The organism is Streptomyces sp. NPDC001373 (assembly GCF_042895815.1).
In the GTDB taxonomy this organism is placed as follows: domain Bacteria; phylum Actinomycetota; class Actinomycetes; order Streptomycetales; family Streptomycetaceae; genus Streptomyces.
In genome coordinates this window covers 34,900-52,546 of record NZ_JBIAWQ010000006.1, presented here as the reverse complement: position 1 = coordinate 52,546, position 17,647 = coordinate 34,900, and the positions used below count along the sequence as shown (strand labels likewise).

The following is a 17,647-nucleotide window of genomic DNA, read 5'->3' as shown; positions in this document are numbered from 1 at the left end:
ACCCCACTGTCCGAGGAGAGGACATGACCACGCGGACACCGCTCGCCACCGAGACGCTTCCTTCACGCTGGCCGACCGTGGCCGGAGCAGTCGTCATTCTGACGGTGCTCACCAGCGTGCTGCTCACCGCCTTCGCCTGGCCGTCGGTGCGCTCGTCGGTGCACGACGTGCCGATCGCCGTCGCCGGGCCGGCCACCGCGGCCGCCCAGATCCGTACCGCACTCGATCAACGTCTGCCGGGCGGCTTCGCGATCACCGAGGTCGCCGACACCGCGGCCGCCGAGCAACTCATCCGTGACCGCCAGGTGTACGGGGCGATCGACCTCAGCTCCGGCACCCCGAACGTCATCGTCGCCTCCGCCGCCGGCACCGCGGTCGCCCAGACCCTGCAGACCATGGCGACCAACCTCGCTCAGGCGGGGAAGCCCGGTACGCCCGTCGCCGTCCGCGATCTCGCCGCGCTGCCGGCCGACGACCCGCGCGGCGCCGGCCTGGCCGCAGGCGCACTGCCGCTGATCATGGGCGGCCTGCTGGCCGCAGTGCTGCTGACCAGGCTCGTTGGCGGCACCAACCGCCGGGTCGCCGGGGCCCTCGCCTTCGCGGCAACCGGTGGCCTCGCCGTGGCAGCGATCCTGCAGTTCTGGCTCGGCTCACTGAGCGGGTCCTATCCCGCCAACGCCGGCGCCGTCGCGCTGACCATCGCGGCGACCTCGCTGACCGTTCTCGGGCTGGAATCCCTGCTCGGACACCTCGGAATCGGAATCGGCGCCGTCGCCATGATGCTCATAGGCAACCCCCTCTCGGGTACCGCGACCGCACCCGAGATGCTGCCCGGCCGGTCCGGCACGCTCGGCCAGCTACTGCCTCCCGGGGCCGGTGGCCGGCTGCTGCGATCGACCGCCTTCTTCGACGGCCACGGCGTCACCCACGCCGTCACCGTCCTGGTCGCCTGGACCACGCTCGGCGCGGTGCTCTGCCTGGCAGGCGGCCTGCGCGCACGCCACCTGCAGTCCACGTCAGCAACCGAGGCGCAGGTCTCCACCCAACTCACCGAGAGCAAGCCAACCGACAGGAGCGAGACATGAAGCACCGCATCGTCGTCCTCGGCGCCGGCTATGCCGGGGCCTACACGGCCGGGATCCTGGCCCGTCGACTGTCCCCGGCGGACACCGAGATCACCGTGGTCAACGCCGTACCGGACTTCGTCCAGCGCATGCGGCTGCACCAGCTCGCGGCCGGTCAGGAGATCGAGGCTCCACAGCTCGCCGACGTCTTCGCGGGCACGGGGATACGGCTGCGCCTGGCCCGTGTCACCGCCGTCGACCCCGAGCGCCGCATCGTGACCGTGGCCGATCCCGACGGCGGCGGCGAGCTCGGCTACGACACGCTTGTCTACGCGCTCGGCAGCCACGGCGACGTCGACGCCGTCCCCGGCGCCGCCGAGTACGCCTTCGACGTCGCCTCCCGGCCCTCGGCGCTGCGCCTGCGCGACCGTCTGGACAGCCTCGACAAGCCCGGCGCAGGCGGGAACGTGCTGGTTGTCGGCGACGGGTTGACCGGCATCGAATCCGCAACCGAGATCGCCGAATCCCGGCCCGGACTGTCGGTGACGCTGGTCGCCCGGGGCGAGCTGGGCGCCCGCCTGTCCGCCGGCGCCCGCGGCCACCTGCGCCGGTCCTGCGACCGGCTGGGCATCACCGTCCTGGAGCACATCACCGTCGAAGCCGTCGAAGCGGCGCGGGTGCTGTGCGCCGACGGCACCGCCCTGGCGTCCGACGCAACCGTGTGGACGGCCGGATTCGCGGTCGGCCCCATCGCCGCCGCCGCCGGACTGGAGGTCACCGAGAACGGCCGGATCGTCGTCGACCGCACCATGCGGTCGGTCTCGCACCCGGACATCTACGCCATCGGCGACAGCGCCTACGCCGTCCGCGACAACGGCCGGCCGATGCCGATGTCCTGCGGCTCGTGCGGCGACACCGGCCGACAGGCCATCGAGGCGATACTGGGACGCCTGACCGGCCGCAAGATCGCGCGCACCAAGCTGGCTTACACGCACAACTACATCACCCTCGGGCGGCGGGACGCGATCCTGCAGAAGGTCGACGACGAAGGGCAGGCAAAGCCGAAGTACAAGGGCGGCCGGAAGCCTGCATGGACCAAGGAGCGCCTCACCAGGGGCGGGCTGTGGGGCGCCCAGCACCCCACCGTCGGCCTGCCCAGGCGCAAGCACCGCCTGGCCGCCGCGGTGGACGCGACCGCTGAGAGTGCGGTCGCGTAGCCGCCCTGAGTGGTCCGCCTGGACAGCACCGCCACCGATCGCTTGGAGACCAGTCGGTCAGAGGCCAGCCGGAACCGGCTGGCCTCGCTGGCGTAACGGCTGCTGCATGCCCGGCACTGGCCGGGCACAGCCAGGAGGCTTCGCAGGGCGTCTGCGCAGCTGGCCGGGTCGGTGTGGCAGGTGTCGCCGCCGTGGTACCCGCCACCCGCCATGGCGGCTGTCACGACCGCTGCGGCGCGCAGCGCGACGCCCTGCCAGGACAGCGCGATTCGGCGCTGCGCGGCCTGTCCGACGCTGGGTCGGGACTTACAGCGCCGAGAGGTTGCCGACCAGATCGTCCAGGCCCAAAGAGCCTTGGGAGAGGGCCTTCATGTGCCAGGTCTTGAGGTCGAAAGAGGGGCCCTGGCGCCGCCGGGCGGCTTCGCGACCTGCCAGCCAGGCACGTTCGCCGAGCTTGTACCCGATGGCCTGGCCCGGCCAGCCCAGGTAGCGGTCGATCTGGCCGCTCCGCTCCTCGGCCGGGGAGCCGTTGTAGGTGGCCATGAACTCCGTGGCCAGGGCGGGGGTCCAGCGCTCGCCGGGATGGAAGCCCGAGTCGGCGGGGATGGCGAGCTGCAGGTGCATTCCGATGTCGATGATCACCCTGATGGTCCGCAGCATCTGCTCGTCCAGGAAGCCCATGCGGTAGCCGGGTTCGGCGAAGAACCCGAGGTCGTCCATGAGCCGCTCGGCGTACAGGGCCCAGCCCTCGATGTTGGCGCTGACGATGCCGAGCGTCGCCTGGTAGCGGCTCAGCCGGTCGGCCATGGCGACCCACTGGGCGAGTTGCAGGTGGTGGCCCGGCACTCCTTCGTGGTACCAGGTGCTGACGAGCTGCCAGGTGGGAAAGGTCTCCCGGCCGAGAGTGGGCAGGTAGGTACGGCCGGGGCGGCTGAAGTCGAGGCTGGGGCCCGAGTAGTAGGGTCCGCCGACGCTGCCTGCCGGCGCGATCAGGGACTCGACCCGGCGTATCGGTCCGGTGATGTCGAAGTGGCGGCCGTCGAGGGCGTCGATCGCCCCGTCCATGATCTGCTGCAGCCAGTCGCGGATGCCCTCTTCGCCCTTGACCGCGTGGCCGTGCCGTTCCAGGTGGTGCATGGCCTCCAGAGGCGTCGATCCGGGCAGGACGCGGGAGGCCGCGTCACGCATCTCGGCGAGCGTCCCGTGGAACTCGCTCCAGGCCCAGTCGTACGCCTCTTCCAGGTCGAGGTCGGCGCCGGTGTTGTAGCGGGCGGCACGCAGGTAGCGCTCCGGGCCGACGGCGTCCGGCGTGCCGGCGGCGGCGGGGGCGTAGGTGTCCCGAATCCAGTCCCGGAACTCCGTGACCGCGGCGGTGGCTCGCAGGGCGGCGGCGTCCAGTTCGGCGCGGAGCGACTCGGGGCCGCCCGCGACGAAGTCGGCGAACCAGCCGGCGCCGGCGCCCGCCTGCGGTCCCGCAGCCCGGCCGGCCGTTCCCCCGGTCCAGGCGGTGAGCTGACCGATGACCACGTCCACCTGGCGCGGGGCGGCGAGCAGGCCGCGGGAGATCCCCTCGGTGAGGGTGGCCCGGTAACCGTCCAGCGCGCCGGGGAGATTGCGCAGCCGCCCGGCCACGACCGCCCAGTCCTCGTCGGTGGCGGTGGGCATGAAGGTGAAGATGTCCCGGACCTGGTGGACGTGGGCGCCGATCGCCCGCAGCTGGCGGAAGTTGTCACCGGCGTCCTGGACGGCGAGTTCGGCGGTGAGCCGCTCCCGCAGCAGCCTGCCGCAGGCGGACTCGGCGGGATCCGTCGGCACCGGAGCGGCGTCGAGCGCGGCGAGGGCACGGCGGGCGATCTCGGCGTGGGCTTCGAAGCCCTCCGGCGAGAGGTCCGGCTGCCGGTCGTCACCGGGGTGCAGGCCCAACCACGCGGATTCCAGCGGGTCGTGAGCCGCGGCCTGGTCGAGGTAGCTGTCGGCGATGGCGCGCGGGGTGGTCTGTTCATCTGACATGCCGCCATCATGACGCACCGTCATCCGGAGCAGTCAGGAGCGGACAGGAGCGGTCAGCCCTACTCGTCCTGCCCCCGGCGCGGTTGTGGAACAGGGGACCGTTCGACCGTGACGGTTCGTGGCCGCCGGGCTCCGCATCCGGACTTTCACCCGGTCAAGTGGCGGACTCGGCCGCTCTCGGCCCACGGCTCAGGTCGCGCCGTGCCGCGGCCACAGCATCAGCGGCGCGATCAGCATGCCTGCACGGTACCGGGCGGTCAGCCCCGAAACGGGTGGGTCTCGGGGCCCTCGGTGATCGTCGCGGTCCGACCGGCGGCGCGGAGATGGTCGATGACCTCGGACGGAGTCCGCAACCGTGTTCCGCGGACGACGGTGCAGCCCCGTTCGGCCGGCAGGGGCGGGACTTCGCCGACGGCCCGGGTGATCGTGGAGCGGTCCCGGCCGAACCAGCAGGCCGGCACGTCGTGCGTGACGGCGTGGCGGAGGTGCAGGGGCGCGGCCAGGAGCCGGTCGGCGAACGCCGGCCGATACTGCCCGCCGACGCGACGCCGGCGGCTCGCTGCCGCGGACTGGACCCCGGCTCGCCTGATGCCGTTCATGCCACAACGGACCCGCCTCGGCGACAAGCCCGGCGATCAGACCGGCCGACAGGCCCGTGAGCCTCCGTTCACGGATGACCGCAGCACGCGTTGCTTACCCCACCACAGGAGCATGCTCACGATCGACGATCGACGAACCCGTACCTCACCCGCAACGGTGCACGAGCCCGTCAGGCGGTGATCCCCAGTGCGGCGCGGATCTCGTCGGCGACCGTCTGCGGGCCGGTGTTCTCCTGGCCGCCGGTCAGCCGGGTGTGGAGGACGGCGACGGCGAGTCCGTGTTCCGGGTCGGCGAAGGCGATGCTGCCGCCGGAGCCGTTGTGGCCGAAGGCGGTGCGCCGTCCGCCCGATTCCGGCAGGCCGAGGAAGTAGCCCAGGCCCTTCGCGATCGGGCGCCCGAACATCAGGTCGGTGTCGTCGGTGGCCAGGGCGGCGATCCGCGCAGTGTGCTCCGGCGACAGCAGCCGCACCCCGTCGACTTCGCCGATGAGCGCCGCGTACATCCGGGCGACGGCGGACGCGGAGAAGGTTCCGCCGGCCGGGAGTTCGGCGCGCAGGTACTCGGGGCGGTTGGCGAGCTCGGCGGTGGTCCACACCCCGTGGTTCGGAAGGGACCGGAAGAACGGCAGGTCCTGGGGCAGCGCGGCCAGCCAGGCCTCCCAGTTGCCCTCGACGAGGGTCGCCACCCGGGGCAGGGCCTGCTCGGGGACGGAGAGGAAGAGGGAGTCGGCGACGCCGAGCGGGCCGGCGACCTCCTCGCGGAGCACCTGGGAGATGGTGCGCCCGGTGGCGCGGCGGACGGTTTCACCGACGAGCCAGCCGAAGGTCCAGCCGTGGTAGCCGGTGGCGGTCCCCGGCTCCCACAGAGGTTCCTGCCCCGCGACGGTCGCGCACATCGCGTCCCAGTCGTAGAGCTGCCCGGCGGTGATGCCGGCGGGAAGCTGCGGCACACCCGCCGAGTGGGTGAGCGCGTGCCGCAGGGTGACGCGCTCCTTGCCGTGGGCGGCGAACTCCGGCCAGTGGTGGGCGAGAGGGGTGTCGTAGTCGAGGACGCCGCGCGCGGCCAGGAGGTGGGCCACGGTCGCGGTCACACCTTTGCCCGCGGAGTAGGAGTGGATCAGGGTCTGCCCGTCCACCGGCCGTCCGGTGGACGGGTCGGCGGCTCCGGCCCAGGCGTTCGCCACCAGCCGCCCGTCCTTGTAGGCGGCTACCTGGATGCCGGTCTCCTGCCCGGCCTCCACCAGCCGGTCGATCGTCTTCTGTACGCGTGCCTGTACGTCGGCCATGACGGTTCCCCCTCGTCGACGTTATCCTGAACACTGCTCAACCCGAACACTGCTCAAGGTAACCTGAACAGCGCTCAGGTGCAATGGCAGGACGACACCCCAGGGAGCCCGGAATGCCGGTACGACGGCCGGACGTCATCGACGCCGCCATGGAACTGCTCGACGAGACCGGGCTGGACGAGCTGTCCACCCGCAAGCTGGCCGAGCGCCTGGGCCTGCGGGTCGGCGCGCTCTACTGGCACGTCAAGAACAAGGACGAGCTGCTCGCCGAGCTGGCGGACCGGATCGTCGCCGAGGCCCTGGCCGAACCCGTCCCCGCGACTGGGCTGGCCGACCGCCTCGCCGACACGGCCTCGGCGCTGCGCCGGGCCATGCTCGCCCACCGCGACGGCGCCCGACTGGTCGCCGGGTACGCCGTCCCCGGACCGCACAGCCTCGCCCTGGCCGACCGCCTCCTCGGCATCACCCGCGCCGTCGGGATCCCGCTGCCGCTCGCCGCGACCGTCACCGACGCGCTGCTCGGCTACACCATCGGGTTCGTCCTCCAGGAACAGCTCCAGCCACGGCACCCCGCCCCCACCACCCCCCCCGACCTGTCGGGCCTGCCCCACCTCGCGGTACTGGCCGCGGCCGGGTTCCCGGACCGGGACGCCTCCTTCCGGGCCGGCACCCGGCTGATCACGGCGGGCCTCGCAGCCACCACGGCGACCGCCACCGGCCCCGGGTGACCGCCGCGGCGGCCGGCCCTGGTGGGGCCGGCTCCTGGCCTGTTCGGGCTGAAGCCCATGAAGCGCTTCGGCTGCTCGATGAGCACGCCGCGAGGATGTGACGCGATGGCGCACAGCAGAAGGCGAGGCCAGTACCACACCCGCCAGCCCCGACCCGACCATGGAAGCCATCGGCCAAGCCGTCGCCGAAGGCCAAGCCGGTGACACCCCCTTCCGCCCGCCAAAGGCTCCTGAACCTGTGGTCCGCGATCGGTGTCACCGGCGATCCGCTGCACCGCTGCTCCCTGGCTCACAACCTGGCAGATCCATACGAAGATCCCGCCCGGGCCCTGGCCTGGGGCGTCCGGGCCCTGGACGCTGCCGACGCCGTTACCGAACAGCGCGTCCAGGAGCACCACGCCGGCCTTCACATCGCCGGCTTCCACCCGCCCTGCGCCTCAACCTTGCCGACAACTTCCGCCGCCCCGGCTCCTTCGAGCCGCCACCGAGCACATCAACGCGGGCGAAGAGCACGCCTGCCGGCTTCCTCGGGATCCCTTCGGTGACCTCCTTCGCGGCGCCATCCAAGAGTTCGCAGCGGCCATCGACCGGCGGGACCGCACACGGCGAGCCTCTGCACCCGGTTCTGCTGCATGACACACAAGAAGAACGCACCCTCACCGTGGAAGGACTACGTCGCCTGAGCGAGCGCTGCCGCACGAGGCCCCTCGCCCATATCGCAGCCAAGATGGGTGTCTCCGACATGCCGCACATGGCGTAATGAGTCACTCCAGCGGCTTGAACAGGCACATTGTGCGCAGACAGCGACCGGAGCGGGCGGCAGGGAAGCGGTGGCGAACCGGGCCATGGGTGAAGAGAGCGTGGACCGGTCCGAGGGTTTCGGCGAGCGGCTGCTCGGGGTGCTGCTGGACCGGGCACGGCGGTTGCCACCGCAGCTGATCGCCCCGCTGATCGCGGAAGAGGTGGCCAGGATCGGCGGCAGTGACGTGTCCATCCTGCTCCAGGACTACGCGCAGGAGCTGCTGGTGCCGCTTCCGGGCAAGAAGCTGCACGTGGGCCAGCCCGAGCCGGTGACCGGCTCCCCGGCCGGGCGGGCCTTCCAGAGCGCGGACGTCGTCGAGGTGGTACAGGCCGGCGGCGGCGTGCGGATGTATCTGCCGCTGTTGGACGGAAGCGATCAGGTGGGCGTGCTGGCCCTGACCTTGGAGACCGTCGGCGAGGAAGACCGGCGCCTGGTGCGCCGGCTCTCCGGCCTGGTCGCCGACATGCTGGTCACCAAGAACGCCTACACCGACCAGTTCTTCATGGCCCGGCGCCGGGAGCCGATGAGCGTGTCCGCGGAGATCCAGTGGGGCCTGCTGCCGCCGCTGACGATGACCGTGCCGCAGGTCGAGGTGGCAGGCATCCTCGAGCCCGCCTACCGCGTCGCCGGCGACAGCTTCGACTACGCCCTCAACGACAACATCCTGCACATGGCCGTGATCGACGCGATGGGTCACGACCTGGACGCCGCCGCGATGGCGACCGTCGCCATCGGCGCCTACCGCCATGCCCGGCGTGTGTTCATCAGCCTGGCCGAGAAGTACGCGTTCATGGACCAGGCCGTCTCCCGGCAGTTCGGGGCCGACCACTTCGTTACGGCGCAACTGATGCACCTGAACATCACCACCGGTGAGCTGGAGCTGGTCAACGCGGGCCACCCCGCACCGCTGCTGATCCGCGAGGGCCGGGTCCTGCGGCAGTTGGAGAGCGCGACGACGCTGCCCGTCGGCATCGGAGGCGAGACACCCCGCGTCCGGGAGCACACACTCCAGCGGGGCGACCGGGTGCTCTGCTACACCGACGGCATCATCGAGGAACGTGTCGTGGGTGGGGAGCCGTTCGGTGAGGAACGCCTCATCCGCTGCGTCAACCGCCTGGGCCAGGAGCCGTCGGGCGGGATGCGGGCGGATCTTCGCCTGCTCTCCCACACGCTGAAGAAGGAACGGGGCGGACGCACCAGCGACGACGCCACCCTCTTCATGATCGAGTGGCGCGGAGGCGCCGCCGACGACCTCACGGCCCTCGACTGAACACCCCCGGACTCGGACGCGGAAGCCCGGGAGATCAGCCTTCGTGGTCGAGCCGGGAGGAGCGGTGGGTGAGCCTGGGCCGGAGCCGGAGGAAGCGCGAGGCTTCCGCGAACGCTTCCCTCCGGACAGCATGAGGCCGCAGACTCACCCTCACGGCCTTCGACGTGGTCACGTGCACCTTGGTCGGAGCACATGGGCAGACGAAGGCCGCCCCACGTCCGGCGAACCCCCAGGTGAGCGACCCGGTTCGAGACACCCGTTCGAGGCCGGAAGAAAAGGGAAACAAGCTCAGGCGCGGGCGCGGGCGCGGGCGCGGGCGCGGACTGCGGGTGCGTACGCCACGCCTGTGGCGGCGTCACCCCCAAGTCCAGGTGCCCCGACCACGGCACAGCCGCCGACCGGGCCATGGAGGACCACACCGAAGATGTTCCCCAGATCGGCTTCCGCGGAGGATCCCGCACGGGGCAGGGGCTGGGCGCCGAGGGGCACGGGCTGCTGAGCCCGGTCGAGGTGATCGGTCCGTAGGGCGAGACGCTGTTCAACGCGCTGAGGCGTTACCCCGGGCATGCGGCGGGTGGTGGCCGCCAGGGCGGCGACGCGGCACGGCACACGGGTGGCTCAGCACTTGTTGCACAGCGTCACACCGCCAGTTGGGATGAAGCCATGCAACAGTCACACTCCTCGTCCTCGGCTGGCCGGCCGCTGTCCATCACGGCGGTGCAGCTGGTCGTGACCGTCGGACTGCCGGCGGAGCCCCGGCGCATCCGGGGAACGAAGGTGTGACCGGTGCCCCCTGGCACGAATACGCCCGCGCGGGCCCCGTCCGAGGCGCCGGCACGGCCGGGCCTGGTCCTGGCCGCGCTGATCGTCGTGGCCGGGGTCGCGAACCTGAACCTGTCGGTCGCCAATGTGGCCCTCCCCTCGATCGGCCGGGCCTTCGACTCCTCGCAGACGACGCTGGACCTGATCGCCGTGGGCTACTCCCTCGGCCTGGCCGCCTCGGTTCTCTACCTCGGTGCCCTCGGTGACCGCTACGGACGCAAGCTGATGCTCCTCCTGGGCATGGTGCTGTCGATCCCGGCCAGCCTGCTCGCCGCCTACGCCACCTCGGACGACGTTCTGTTCGCCGCGCGCCTGCTCGGCGGCATCTCGGCGGGCATGGCCTACCCGACCACGCTGGCACTGATCGCGGCACTGTGGTCGGGGCCCGGCCGCACCAGGTCGATCGCGCTGTGGTCGGCGCTCGGCGGAGGTATCGCCTCGCTCGGACCGCTGGTCGCGGGCGCGCTGCTCCAGGACTTCTGGTGGGGATCGGTCTTCCTGATCACCCTGCCGCTGGCCCTTGTGGCCCTGCTGATGGCCTGGTTCCTCGTGCCCGGCCACGTGAACGAGACGACCGATCCGGTCGACAACCTCGGCGGGGCCCTGTCGGTCGTTCTGGTGGGCGCGCTGATTCTGGCCATCAATTTCGCCCCCGTCCCCGGCAAGGGAGGCCTCGCCCTGGTACTGGGCGCCGTCGCGCTGGCCACCACGGCCGCTTTCGGTATCCGGCAGCTCCGCTCGCGCAACCCCCTGTACGACCTGCACGTCGCCGGCCGCCGCATCTTCTGGGTGGCGGCCTGCGCCGGCATCATCGTGTTCGGTTCGCTGATGGGCTCCGCGTTCGTGAGCCAGCAGTACCTCCAGAACGTGCTCGGCTACTCGACACTCGGTGCCGGGGCGGCCTTCCTGCCGGCGGTCGTCTTCATGATCCTCGTCGCACCCCGCTCCGCCAAGCTCGTCGAGACGCGAGGGGCCCGCTCCACCCTGCTCACCGGCTACGTGTTCCTCTTCCTGGCCTTCGGCTGGATGCTCCTGTTCTGGAAGGACGACAGCTCCTACTGGCAGATCGCGGCGGCCTACATCCTCATCGGCATCGGCGTGGGGTTCGCGGGCACACCGGCCTCGCACTCGCTCACGGGCGCGGTTCCCGTCCGCAGAGCCGGCATGGCCTCCGGCACCGCCGACCTGCAACGCGACCTCGGCGGCGCCATGATGCAGTCAATCTTCGGGGCGCTGCTCACCGCCGGCTACACCTCGGCGGTGTCCGCCACCATCGCTCAGGCCCCCGACAAACAGCAGGTCACGACCAGCATCCAGAACGAGCTCACCAAGTCGTTCTCCAGCGCCGCGGACGTAGCCCAGCAGTATCCGCAGCATTCGAGCCAGATCATCGCCGGGGCCAAGTCGTCATTCCTGTCCGGCGCCGACTGGTCCTACGCCGCCGGAATGATCGCCATTCTCGCCGGGGCGACCCTCGTGTTCCTCCTGTTCCCCCGGCAGGAACCCGAGCGGCAGCTCCTGGCCGGTTACCAGGCCGAGGACACCTGACAGCAGGACACGCTTGCGGCATCACAGCACCAGGAGCTTCCGCCCTCACAGCCCACGAGCATTCCACTGCCCCGCCGGCTCGGGCGGTTCGCTGGACCCGCCGCCCTGCGCGGAGTGAGCGGAATCTGGGTCCTACCCGGGCGAAAGCGGCGACGACAGGACCCGGTTCGCGACGGCTGGAGGGCTGAAGGCGTACACCGGCTCGGCCCCGATCACGCGGGCGTCCGGCAACGCCGCTACGTCGGACGCCGTCGTTCTCGGTGGTGACCGGACCAGCGGCGCCCTCCGCAACATCCGCTGCGTGGTCACACACGACGAGGCGGGCCGGCACCTGGCGGGTGAACCGGGCACGGTCGGCGCCGTCAGGGGTCGTCTCAGCCACCCCCACAGCCTCGCAGGCTGTCATTTGGGCGGCAAGGAGAACGGAGTTCACGGACATCGACTACATCGACGTGTGCCTGTGAGCCTGTGAGCCCCGGTGTCCTCTGACATCGGAGTCGGATCGTTCGTGAGCCGAAGCGCGACAGCTGTCACAGAGGCGGCCTCGTTCTCACCGGGATTTTTTCCGGTGGCGGCCGGCGCACGTCGACGGGTCTACGGGGCGAGGGGTAGCCCCGGTGAGTGAGGCGGGATCGTTTCCTCCACGGCCATTCGGGTGACGGTCGCCCCGCGGGCGTGTCCGGACGGACACACTGGCCGCTCGCAAGACGTCCCTGAGGAGCGATTTCATGGAGAACCTCCGAAAGGCGCTGGCTGCGGCCGTCGCCGCCGCGGCCCTGTGCACCGTGTCCGCGACGCCCGCCCACGCGGCGCGAGGGTCTTTCGTCTACTACGTGGACGGGTGGTGGCAGGGATTCGAGCTCACCGATCCCGAGGACGGTCGCTGCTACAACACGCAGGCCGAAGCAAACCGGCCGACCAACCACACCGACCGCCTTGCCGTTCTGTACCGGGGTGTGGACTGCCAGGACGGCGCGGTTGTGGCTTTCTTCGAGCCGGGTCAGAGCGGCGTCGATCACTTCGGTTCGGTGAAGTTCCTGGCCAGGTGAGACGGTGCGAGGTGCGCGAGGGTGTCCGGCCGGTGCGAGTGCAGGCCGGACGCTCGGCTTCGAACAGCCTTCCGAACCCAGCTCGTGTAACGGCCACACCCTCATAGGCCGTCACGAAGAGCCGCAGGCTCTCGACACGCTTCTGGTGACAGAAGAACTGCTGAATGAGCGTGCGTGACAAGCCGGACGCCTCGCCGGTGTCGTTCAGGCGATGCGTTCAGGCGATGCGTTCAGGTTGATTTCGATTCAGCACCGTGAGGTGGCTTCGTAGTGGGTGGCCCCGCGACACATCTCCAGGACGCCGCCCTGGCCCGACTGGGCTACGGCGTCTTGCCGCACCCGCTCACCGTCCGCGCCGTCGAGGCCCGCCTGACCCGCACCCTGGTCGGCGGAAACCAGACCCGCGAGGAGTGGAGGCTGCCCACCCGGCTCAAGGCGGCCACGCTCGACACAGGAGACGGGCGCTGGCGTGTCGATGGAACGTCAGCGGCGCAGACTTGACGCGTTCATCGGGGGCGGCGGTCCGTCAGCGGGCATTGAGGAGGCCGTCCACCAGAGCCCGGAGCCCGTCCGGATAGGTGTCCTCAGCCGTCAGCGATGCCCAGCGGTCCGCGACCTGTGCCAAGCGGGGAAGCTCGCCCGGGTCGAGATCCGCGAAGACTCGCTCCCGGTAGGTCGCACGGTCGTCGCCTGCGCGGCGCCGGGCCGCTGACGCACGGACCATGATCTCCCCGGCGGTGTAGTACCAGATGGCGCGGTAACCCCGTACGGCCTGCTCGGGGGGCAGTCCGCACTCGACCAGGCCATCGACGATCTGCTCGACAAACCACAGTGCGGACGTGGACATCAAGTCGTCTGCGGTCAGCACCTCCGTGATCCAAGGGCAGGCGGCGAGCGCCTCGTGGACCGCGGTGGCAGCCACGATGACCCGCTCGCGAGGCTGGTCGGGCAGTTCGGGCCGGCGCAGGGTCCGGGTGGCGTAGTCGTCCAGCAGGAGGACGAGCAGCTCCTCCTTGTCGCGGACGTGGTGGTAGAGCGCCATCGGGGTACTGCCGACCTCCGTGGCCAACCGCCGCATGGTCAGCCGGTCCACACCCCCCTCATCCATGATCCGACGGGCTGTCTCGATGATCTCCTCGCGAGAGATACGGGGAGGTCGGCCCAGGGTTTTGCGCGATGCGGACGGTTGCGGCATGCCCCCCATCATTCCCCAGGTATCGACAACGGCATACCTCGCCGCTAACTTTCCTTACATGTATAAAAACTCTGGAGGGAAGCCCGGAGTGGTGCTGGCGGCAGCCGCCGTCGCCCAGTTCGTGTTCGCCCTGGACATGTCCGTGGTCAACGTCGCCTTACCCGCGATCCGCACGGCGCTGGGATTCGCACCGCTCGACCTGTCGTGGGTCGTGCACGTCTACGCGCTCGCGTTCGGCGGGTTCCTGCTGCTGGGCGGCCGCGCCTGCGACCTGTACGGCCGGCGTCGGATGTTCGTCCTGGGACTGACCGTCTTCGGGCTGTGCTCGCTGGCAGGCGGGCTGGCCCACACCCCCTGGCACCTGGTCGCCGCCCGCACCGGACAGGGCCTGGGCGCCGCCATGGCCGCGCCGGCCGCGCTGGCGATGCTCACCACCACCTTCGCCGAAGGCCCCCGGCGCGTCCGCGCGCTGGGGGTGTGGAGCGCGATGAACGCCGCGGGCGGCGCCCTGGGCGTGCTGGCGGGTGGCCTGCTGGCCGCGTACGCGGGATGGCGCTGGATCATGCTGATCAACCTGCCCATCGTGGCGGCGGCGCTCGCGCTCGTCCCCGCGGGGGTGCCCGCCGGAGTGTCACCCGCCCGGCACGAGAGGCTGGACGTGCTGGGCGCCGTCCTGGCCACCGGCGGAGTCGGGCTGCTGGTGCTCGGTGTCGTCCGCACCGACGCCCTCGGTTGGGGCTCCCGTACCACGTGGGCGACCCTCGCCGCCGCAGCCGTGCTGCTGGTCGCCTTCGTCGTCGCCGAGTCAACGGCCACCACGCCTCTGCTGCGCCTCGGTCTGCTGCGCAGCCGTTGGGTCGCCGGCGCGAACGTGCTCGTGTTCCTGGCCGCAGCCGGGCAGTTCACCGCGTTCTACTTCGTGTCCCTGTACATGCAGCAGGTCCTGGGCATGGGAGCCGCAGCGACCGGCACCGCATTCCTGCCCTTCTCCCTGGGCCTGGTCGCGGGAACCATCGTCGCCACCCGTGTCACCGCCTCCCGCACCCCCCGGGTGTCCCTGGTGCCCGGCGCCCTGCTGGCCGCCGGGGGCCTGGCCTGGTTCGCGCTCATCAGCCCCGACGGCAGCTTCCTCACCGACGTACTCGGCCCGTCCCTCGTCACCAGTCTCGGCGCCGGACTGGTCCTGGCCCCGGTCGCCGCCGCCGCGACCACCGGCGTCGCTCCGCGTGAGGCCGGAACGGCCTCCGGCCTGATGAACAGCTCCCGCCAACTCGGCGGCTCCCTCGGCCTGGCCACCCTGGCCACCATCGCCGCCCATCGCACCGGCACGGCAACCGACCCGGCCGCGCTCAATGACGGCTACGCCCTGGGCCTGGCCGTCGCCGCCGCCGTCTTCGTACTCGCGGCGGTCGTGGCGATCGCTGTGCTGCCACGTCGCCGGGCCGCCACGCGGATACCGCAGTCCACCGCCCCCGCAGAGAACCAACTGGAAGGAACCCCCTCATGAAGACCACCGTCGTCGACCTGTTCGCCTCGGCGCTGCACTTCCACCCCGACGGCGACGTCCGAGCCGTCGAGCGGCAGATGGCCAGCAGCGGCTCCGGGGCCTGGCAGATCGCCACGTTCCACGTGGAGACCGATGCCGATGTGCACGCCGACCACTGGGAGATGCACCCGGAGGCCGAGGAAGCGGTGTGCTGCCTGGCCGGCGGTATCCGCCTCTACTTCCGTCCCGACGGGCCCGGCGGCACCGAGGACATGGTGCGGCTGCAAGCAGGCGCCGCCGTGGTCGTCCCCCGGGGCCGCTGGCACCGCCTGGAACTGGACGCCCCCAGCGACCTGATGTCGATCACCCTTCGCCACGGCACCCGGCTCGAAAAGCGCACCGACGCCCACTGACCGAACGCGGCCCGGCAGACCCGCTGCCGGGCCACCACAAGCCCCGCCGCCAGCTACTCTGCCCGGCTGGGCCGAGCGGGGAGCCGGGAGCCCAAGAGCTGTGTCCATCTTGAAGTTGCAGGTCACCGGGCGCCTGCTTGTTCACCATCGCCCATCCCAGCTGGCCTGGGCCAACTCGCCGGTGTTGCACCCACTTCTGCGGACGAGACCGCCGGGCTGCCGGTCCCTCTGCCCGCGGTCCCCGATCCGCGCCGGGCCAGGGGCCGACGGCATCCCATCGCCCTGGCCCTGGCCCTGGTCCTGGCCCTGGTCCTGATCCTGGTCCTGGCCGCCTCACGGTTCTGCAATCGGACGTGGGCGAGGGCTGCGGTTGCGCCCGCCACGCCTGTGGCGGCGTCATCCCCAAAGCCTGGTGTCCCGACCACGACACAGCCGCCGGCCGGGCCATGGAGGACCGGGCTCTCCCCGCTCGTGCGGCACCACGTGAACATGCTCGGCCGGTACTCGTTCCAGCTCCCCGACCTGCCCGGCGGCCTGCGCCCGCTGCGCGACAAGCACGCGGCCCGCAGGATCTTCTTCGGTCAGCGCGGCGAGCTGCGGCAGAACTACCGCGAGGGTATGGAGGACCAGCTCGGCGCCCTTGGGTTCGACCCACATCAACTTCCTCGGCCGTTACGCGTCTTTCCGCCCGCAGGAGGCCGGCCGCAGGCCGCTACGCGAACCGGCGGCCGGCGGGGAGGACGACGGCGAGCGAGAGGAGCGCCAAGCGTGCAACGGAAGGGCTGCGCGGTCAGCCGGCCTTGCGAAGGCCTCGCCCGGATGGCGACGGCATTCCTGGGAGTCTTGGGCGGACCGCGCAATGCGCGGCCCGACGCTTCTTACGGGATGAACTTCACCTCTGGGAAGGCCGCGCTCGGGCCGTCGAGCAGATGTCCCCGGCGGTGTCGCAGGTGTAGGTCGAAGAACGCGAGCGGGTAGGCCTGCTGGATCCGGACCGCCCGAGCAGGATCGAGGGTGCCGATCATGTCCTGGATCTGCTGGCTCGTCATGCCGAGGACCTTGCCCGCTTGCGGGATCAGTGCCGCGTCGTCGCCGTACGTCTTGTGGATGGCCCCGTCGGCCTGGAGCTCAGCCGCCAACCGCGAAGGTGTGTCCAGAACTCGGCGACGTCCGGCATGGCGGCCCGGGTAAACGCGGCGGTCATCATCATGAACGGCCGGTCCAGGTCGGTGGTGATGGCCGGCTGCATCGGACCGTCGATACTGAGCCCGGCGCCAACGCGCTGGTCGGCAAGCAGGGTGAGCGCGGTGGCGGTGCCGCCCTTCGACCAGCCGAACGCGCCGATGCGCTGCGGGTCGAGGGCGCCGAGCAGTCCCTGGGGCAGTGGCCTGCCGTCGACGTCGGGGTTGTGCCCGGCGGCCATGGCCTCGACGGTGTCGAGCACGAACCGGATGTCCGTGGCGAAGTCCCGGGGCCCCAGGAACGGCGGGACCTCTGCCGGAACGGTGAGTCGGCCGTCGGGGAACTCGGTGAACGCGTCGTACGTGTGGTCGACGGTGACCACGGCGTAGCCGTGGCTGGCGAGTTCCTGGACCATGATGGTGTGGTCGCCGCGATGGCTGCCCGCGCCGTGCGAGTACACGAGGACGGGCAGGCGATGGCCCGTTCGGTGAACGGGTGCGCCCACGTGTGCGGCGGTGAGCGGGCCGAGGGCGGGATCGAGGGGGAAGCCGGCGTCCGCCAAAATCGCCCGCAGCGCACTCTGGGTCATCCAGGGAGCACGCGGCAGGTCCTTCGTCGTGCAGGCGGGGTACCAGACGCTGGCCATCAACTCGCGATGATGCCCCGGGCCCGCCACGGGATCCGGACGCGAGGTGTCGACGAGGTGGAGCGGTACTGTGCCCACCGGGTGCGGCCCGGTGGGCCTGGGCAGCGTGAGCTGCGACGGACCGGGGGCGGCCGGAACCGCCCACGCCTGGCGCGCTGCGCTGATCGGCACGGCGGCCCCGACCCCCGTTATCAGCGCGGCTGCGAGCATGCGGCGGCGCGTCAGGTCCGTCGTGGTGACCGGTGTGGTGGTCACGTGTCCTCCCTGGGTTTCCTGGACGGTGTTCGGTGTGCTGTCCGGGTCCGCCGGACGTCGGCGGGAGCCGCTCAC

General features: G+C 71.3%; 15 protein-coding genes and 2 pseudogenes. 11 read left to right on the top strand and 6 right to left on the bottom strand.

Annotated features, from left to right (window positions below; translation table 11 throughout):
• Nucleotides 1–23: 23 nt before the first annotated feature.
• Nucleotides 24–1,085, top strand: coding sequence for an ABC transporter permease (locus ACFY15_RS15730; RefSeq protein ID WP_390825618.1), 1,062 nt, complete (start codon nucleotides 24–26; stop codon nucleotides 1,083–1,085).
• Nucleotides 1,082–2,281, top strand: coding sequence for an NAD(P)/FAD-dependent oxidoreductase (locus tag ACFY15_RS15725; RefSeq protein ID WP_390825617.1), 1,200 nt, complete (start codon nucleotides 1,082–1,084; stop codon nucleotides 2,279–2,281). The genes ACFY15_RS15730 and ACFY15_RS15725 overlap by 4 nt, the downstream gene beginning before the upstream one ends.
• 306 nt (nucleotides 2,282–2,587) lie before the next feature.
• Here the strand turns inward: ACFY15_RS15725 and ACFY15_RS15720 are convergent, their stop codons facing one another.
• The 3 genes from ACFY15_RS15720 to ACFY15_RS15710 all read right to left on the bottom strand — a co-directional run bounded on the left by ACFY15_RS15720 (nucleotide 2,588) and on the right by ACFY15_RS15710 (nucleotide 6,176).
• Complete coding sequence (locus ACFY15_RS15720; RefSeq protein WP_390825616.1) at nucleotides 2,588–4,291, bottom strand: DUF885 domain-containing protein; 1,704 nt, start codon at nucleotides 4,289–4,291, stop codon at nucleotides 2,588–2,590.
• A 257-nt stretch (nucleotides 4,292–4,548) separates the two neighbouring features.
• Nucleotides 4,549–4,890 (bottom strand): transposase family protein, encoded by a 342-nt coding sequence (locus ACFY15_RS15715; RefSeq protein WP_390825615.1) that lies wholly within the window; start codon nucleotides 4,888–4,890, stop codon nucleotides 4,549–4,551.
• Nucleotides 4,891–5,060: 170 nt separating this feature from the next.
• Complete coding sequence (locus ACFY15_RS15710; protein ID WP_390825614.1) at nucleotides 5,061–6,176, bottom strand: serine hydrolase domain-containing protein; 1,116 nt, start codon at nucleotides 6,174–6,176, stop codon at nucleotides 5,061–5,063.
• Between the two features lie 113 nt (nucleotides 6,177–6,289).
• Here ACFY15_RS15710 and ACFY15_RS15705 point away from each other — a divergent pair, with 113 nt between their 5' ends.
• The 6 genes and pseudogenes from ACFY15_RS15705 to ACFY15_RS15680 all read left to right on the top strand — a co-directional run bounded on the left by ACFY15_RS15705 (nucleotide 6,290) and on the right by ACFY15_RS15680 (nucleotide 12,896).
• On the top strand, nucleotides 6,290–6,904 hold the full coding sequence (locus ACFY15_RS15705; protein WP_390825613.1) for a TetR/AcrR family transcriptional regulator C-terminal domain-containing protein: 615 nt from the start codon (nucleotides 6,290–6,292) through the stop codon (nucleotides 6,902–6,904).
• A 160-nt stretch (nucleotides 6,905–7,064) separates the two neighbouring features.
• Nucleotides 7,065–7,540 (top strand): annotated as a pseudogene (locus ACFY15_RS15700) (hypothetical protein).
• Between the two features lie 209 nt (nucleotides 7,541–7,749).
• On the top strand, nucleotides 7,750–8,976 hold the full coding sequence (locus ACFY15_RS15695; RefSeq protein WP_390825612.1) for a PP2C family protein-serine/threonine phosphatase: 1,227 nt from the start codon (nucleotides 7,750–7,752) through the stop codon (nucleotides 8,974–8,976).
• A 786-nt stretch (nucleotides 8,977–9,762) separates the two neighbouring features.
• Nucleotides 9,763–11,346 carry an MFS transporter gene (locus tag ACFY15_RS15690; RefSeq protein WP_390825611.1) on the top strand — a complete coding sequence of 528 codons (1,584 nt, stop codon included), beginning with the start codon at nucleotides 9,763–9,765 and terminating at the stop codon, nucleotides 11,344–11,346.
• A gap of 728 nt (nucleotides 11,347–12,074) precedes the next feature.
• Nucleotides 12,075–12,395 (top strand): hypothetical protein, encoded by a 321-nt coding sequence (locus tag ACFY15_RS15685; RefSeq protein ID WP_390825610.1) that lies wholly within the window; start codon nucleotides 12,075–12,077, stop codon nucleotides 12,393–12,395.
• Nucleotides 12,396–12,665: 270 nt separating this feature from the next.
• Nucleotides 12,666–12,896 carry a hypothetical protein gene (locus ACFY15_RS15680; protein WP_390688227.1) on the top strand — a complete coding sequence of 77 codons (231 nt, stop codon included), beginning with the start codon at nucleotides 12,666–12,668 and terminating at the stop codon, nucleotides 12,894–12,896.
• 25 nt (nucleotides 12,897–12,921) lie between these two features.
• Here ACFY15_RS15680 and ACFY15_RS15675 read toward each other — a convergent pair whose 3' ends face one another.
• Complete coding sequence (locus ACFY15_RS15675; RefSeq protein ID WP_390688226.1) at nucleotides 12,922–13,590, bottom strand: TetR/AcrR family transcriptional regulator; 669 nt, start codon at nucleotides 13,588–13,590, stop codon at nucleotides 12,922–12,924.
• A 58-nt stretch (nucleotides 13,591–13,648) separates the two neighbouring features.
• Here ACFY15_RS15675 and ACFY15_RS15670 point away from each other — a divergent pair, with 58 nt between their 5' ends.
• The 3 genes and pseudogenes from ACFY15_RS15670 to ACFY15_RS15660 form a co-directional block, all read left to right on the top strand.
• A complete protein-coding gene (locus ACFY15_RS15670; RefSeq protein WP_390825609.1) occupies nucleotides 13,649–15,097 on the top strand; it encodes an MFS transporter in 1,449 nt (482 codons plus the stop codon).
• Nucleotides 15,094–15,489 carry a cupin gene (locus ACFY15_RS15665; RefSeq protein WP_390825608.1) on the top strand — a complete coding sequence of 132 codons (396 nt, stop codon included), beginning with the start codon at nucleotides 15,094–15,096 and terminating at the stop codon, nucleotides 15,487–15,489. Before ACFY15_RS15670 ends, ACFY15_RS15665 begins: the two co-directional genes overlap by 4 nt.
• Before the next feature lie 561 nt (nucleotides 15,490–16,050).
• Nucleotides 16,051–16,378 (top strand): annotated as a pseudogene (locus ACFY15_RS15660) (hypothetical protein); the annotation flags it as partial.
• Here the strand turns inward: ACFY15_RS15660 and ACFY15_RS15655 are convergent.
• Nucleotides 16,368–16,538, bottom strand: a complete 171-nt coding sequence (locus tag ACFY15_RS15655) for a hypothetical protein (RefSeq protein ID WP_390825607.1) — start codon at nucleotides 16,536–16,538, stop codon at nucleotides 16,368–16,370. The pseudogene ACFY15_RS15660 and the gene ACFY15_RS15655 overlap by 11 nt on opposite strands.
• Before the next feature lie 26 nt (nucleotides 16,539–16,564).
• The gene (locus tag ACFY15_RS15650) at nucleotides 16,565–17,572 is read right to left on the bottom strand and encodes an alpha/beta hydrolase family protein (RefSeq protein WP_390825606.1); all 1,008 of its coding nucleotides are present in this window, start codon (nucleotides 17,570–17,572) and stop codon (nucleotides 16,565–16,567) included.
• Nucleotides 17,573–17,647: the final 75 nt, after the last annotated feature.

Bases quoted from the DNA above. Each gene is read 5' to 3' on its own strand.
- ACFY15_RS15695 (WP_390825612.1), top strand. From the start codon at position 7,750: ATGGGTGAAGAGAGCGTGGACCGGTCCGAGGGTTTCGGCGAGCGGCTG.
- ACFY15_RS15665 (WP_390825608.1), top strand. From the start codon at position 15,094: ATGAAGACCACCGTCGTCGACCTGTTCGCCTCGGCGCTGCACTTCCAC.
- ACFY15_RS15720 (WP_390825616.1), bottom strand. From the start codon at position 4,291: ATGTCAGATGAACAGACCACCCCGCGCGCCATCGCCGACAGCTACCTC.
- ACFY15_RS15655 (WP_390825607.1), bottom strand. From the start codon at position 16,538: ATGACGAGCCAGCAGATCCAGGACATGATCGGCACCCTCGATCCTGCT.
- ACFY15_RS15710 (WP_390825614.1), bottom strand. From the start codon at position 6,176: ATGGCCGACGTACAGGCACGCGTACAGAAGACGATCGACCGGCTGGTG.
- ACFY15_RS15685 (WP_390825610.1), top strand. From the start codon at position 12,075: ATGGAGAACCTCCGAAAGGCGCTGGCTGCGGCCGTCGCCGCCGCGGCC.
- ACFY15_RS15715 (WP_390825615.1), bottom strand. From the start codon at position 4,890: ATGAACGGCATCAGGCGAGCCGGGGTCCAGTCCGCGGCAGCGAGCCGC.
- ACFY15_RS15725 (WP_390825617.1), top strand. From the start codon at position 1,082: ATGAAGCACCGCATCGTCGTCCTCGGCGCCGGCTATGCCGGGGCCTAC.
- ACFY15_RS15670 (WP_390825609.1), top strand. From the start codon at position 13,649: ATGTATAAAAACTCTGGAGGGAAGCCCGGAGTGGTGCTGGCGGCAGCC.
- ACFY15_RS15675 (WP_390688226.1), bottom strand. From the start codon at position 13,590: ATGCCGCAACCGTCCGCATCGCGCAAAACCCTGGGCCGACCTCCCCGT.
- ACFY15_RS15705 (WP_390825613.1), top strand. From the start codon at position 6,290: ATGCCGGTACGACGGCCGGACGTCATCGACGCCGCCATGGAACTGCTC.
- ACFY15_RS15730 (WP_390825618.1), top strand. From the start codon at position 24: ATGACCACGCGGACACCGCTCGCCACCGAGACGCTTCCTTCACGCTGG.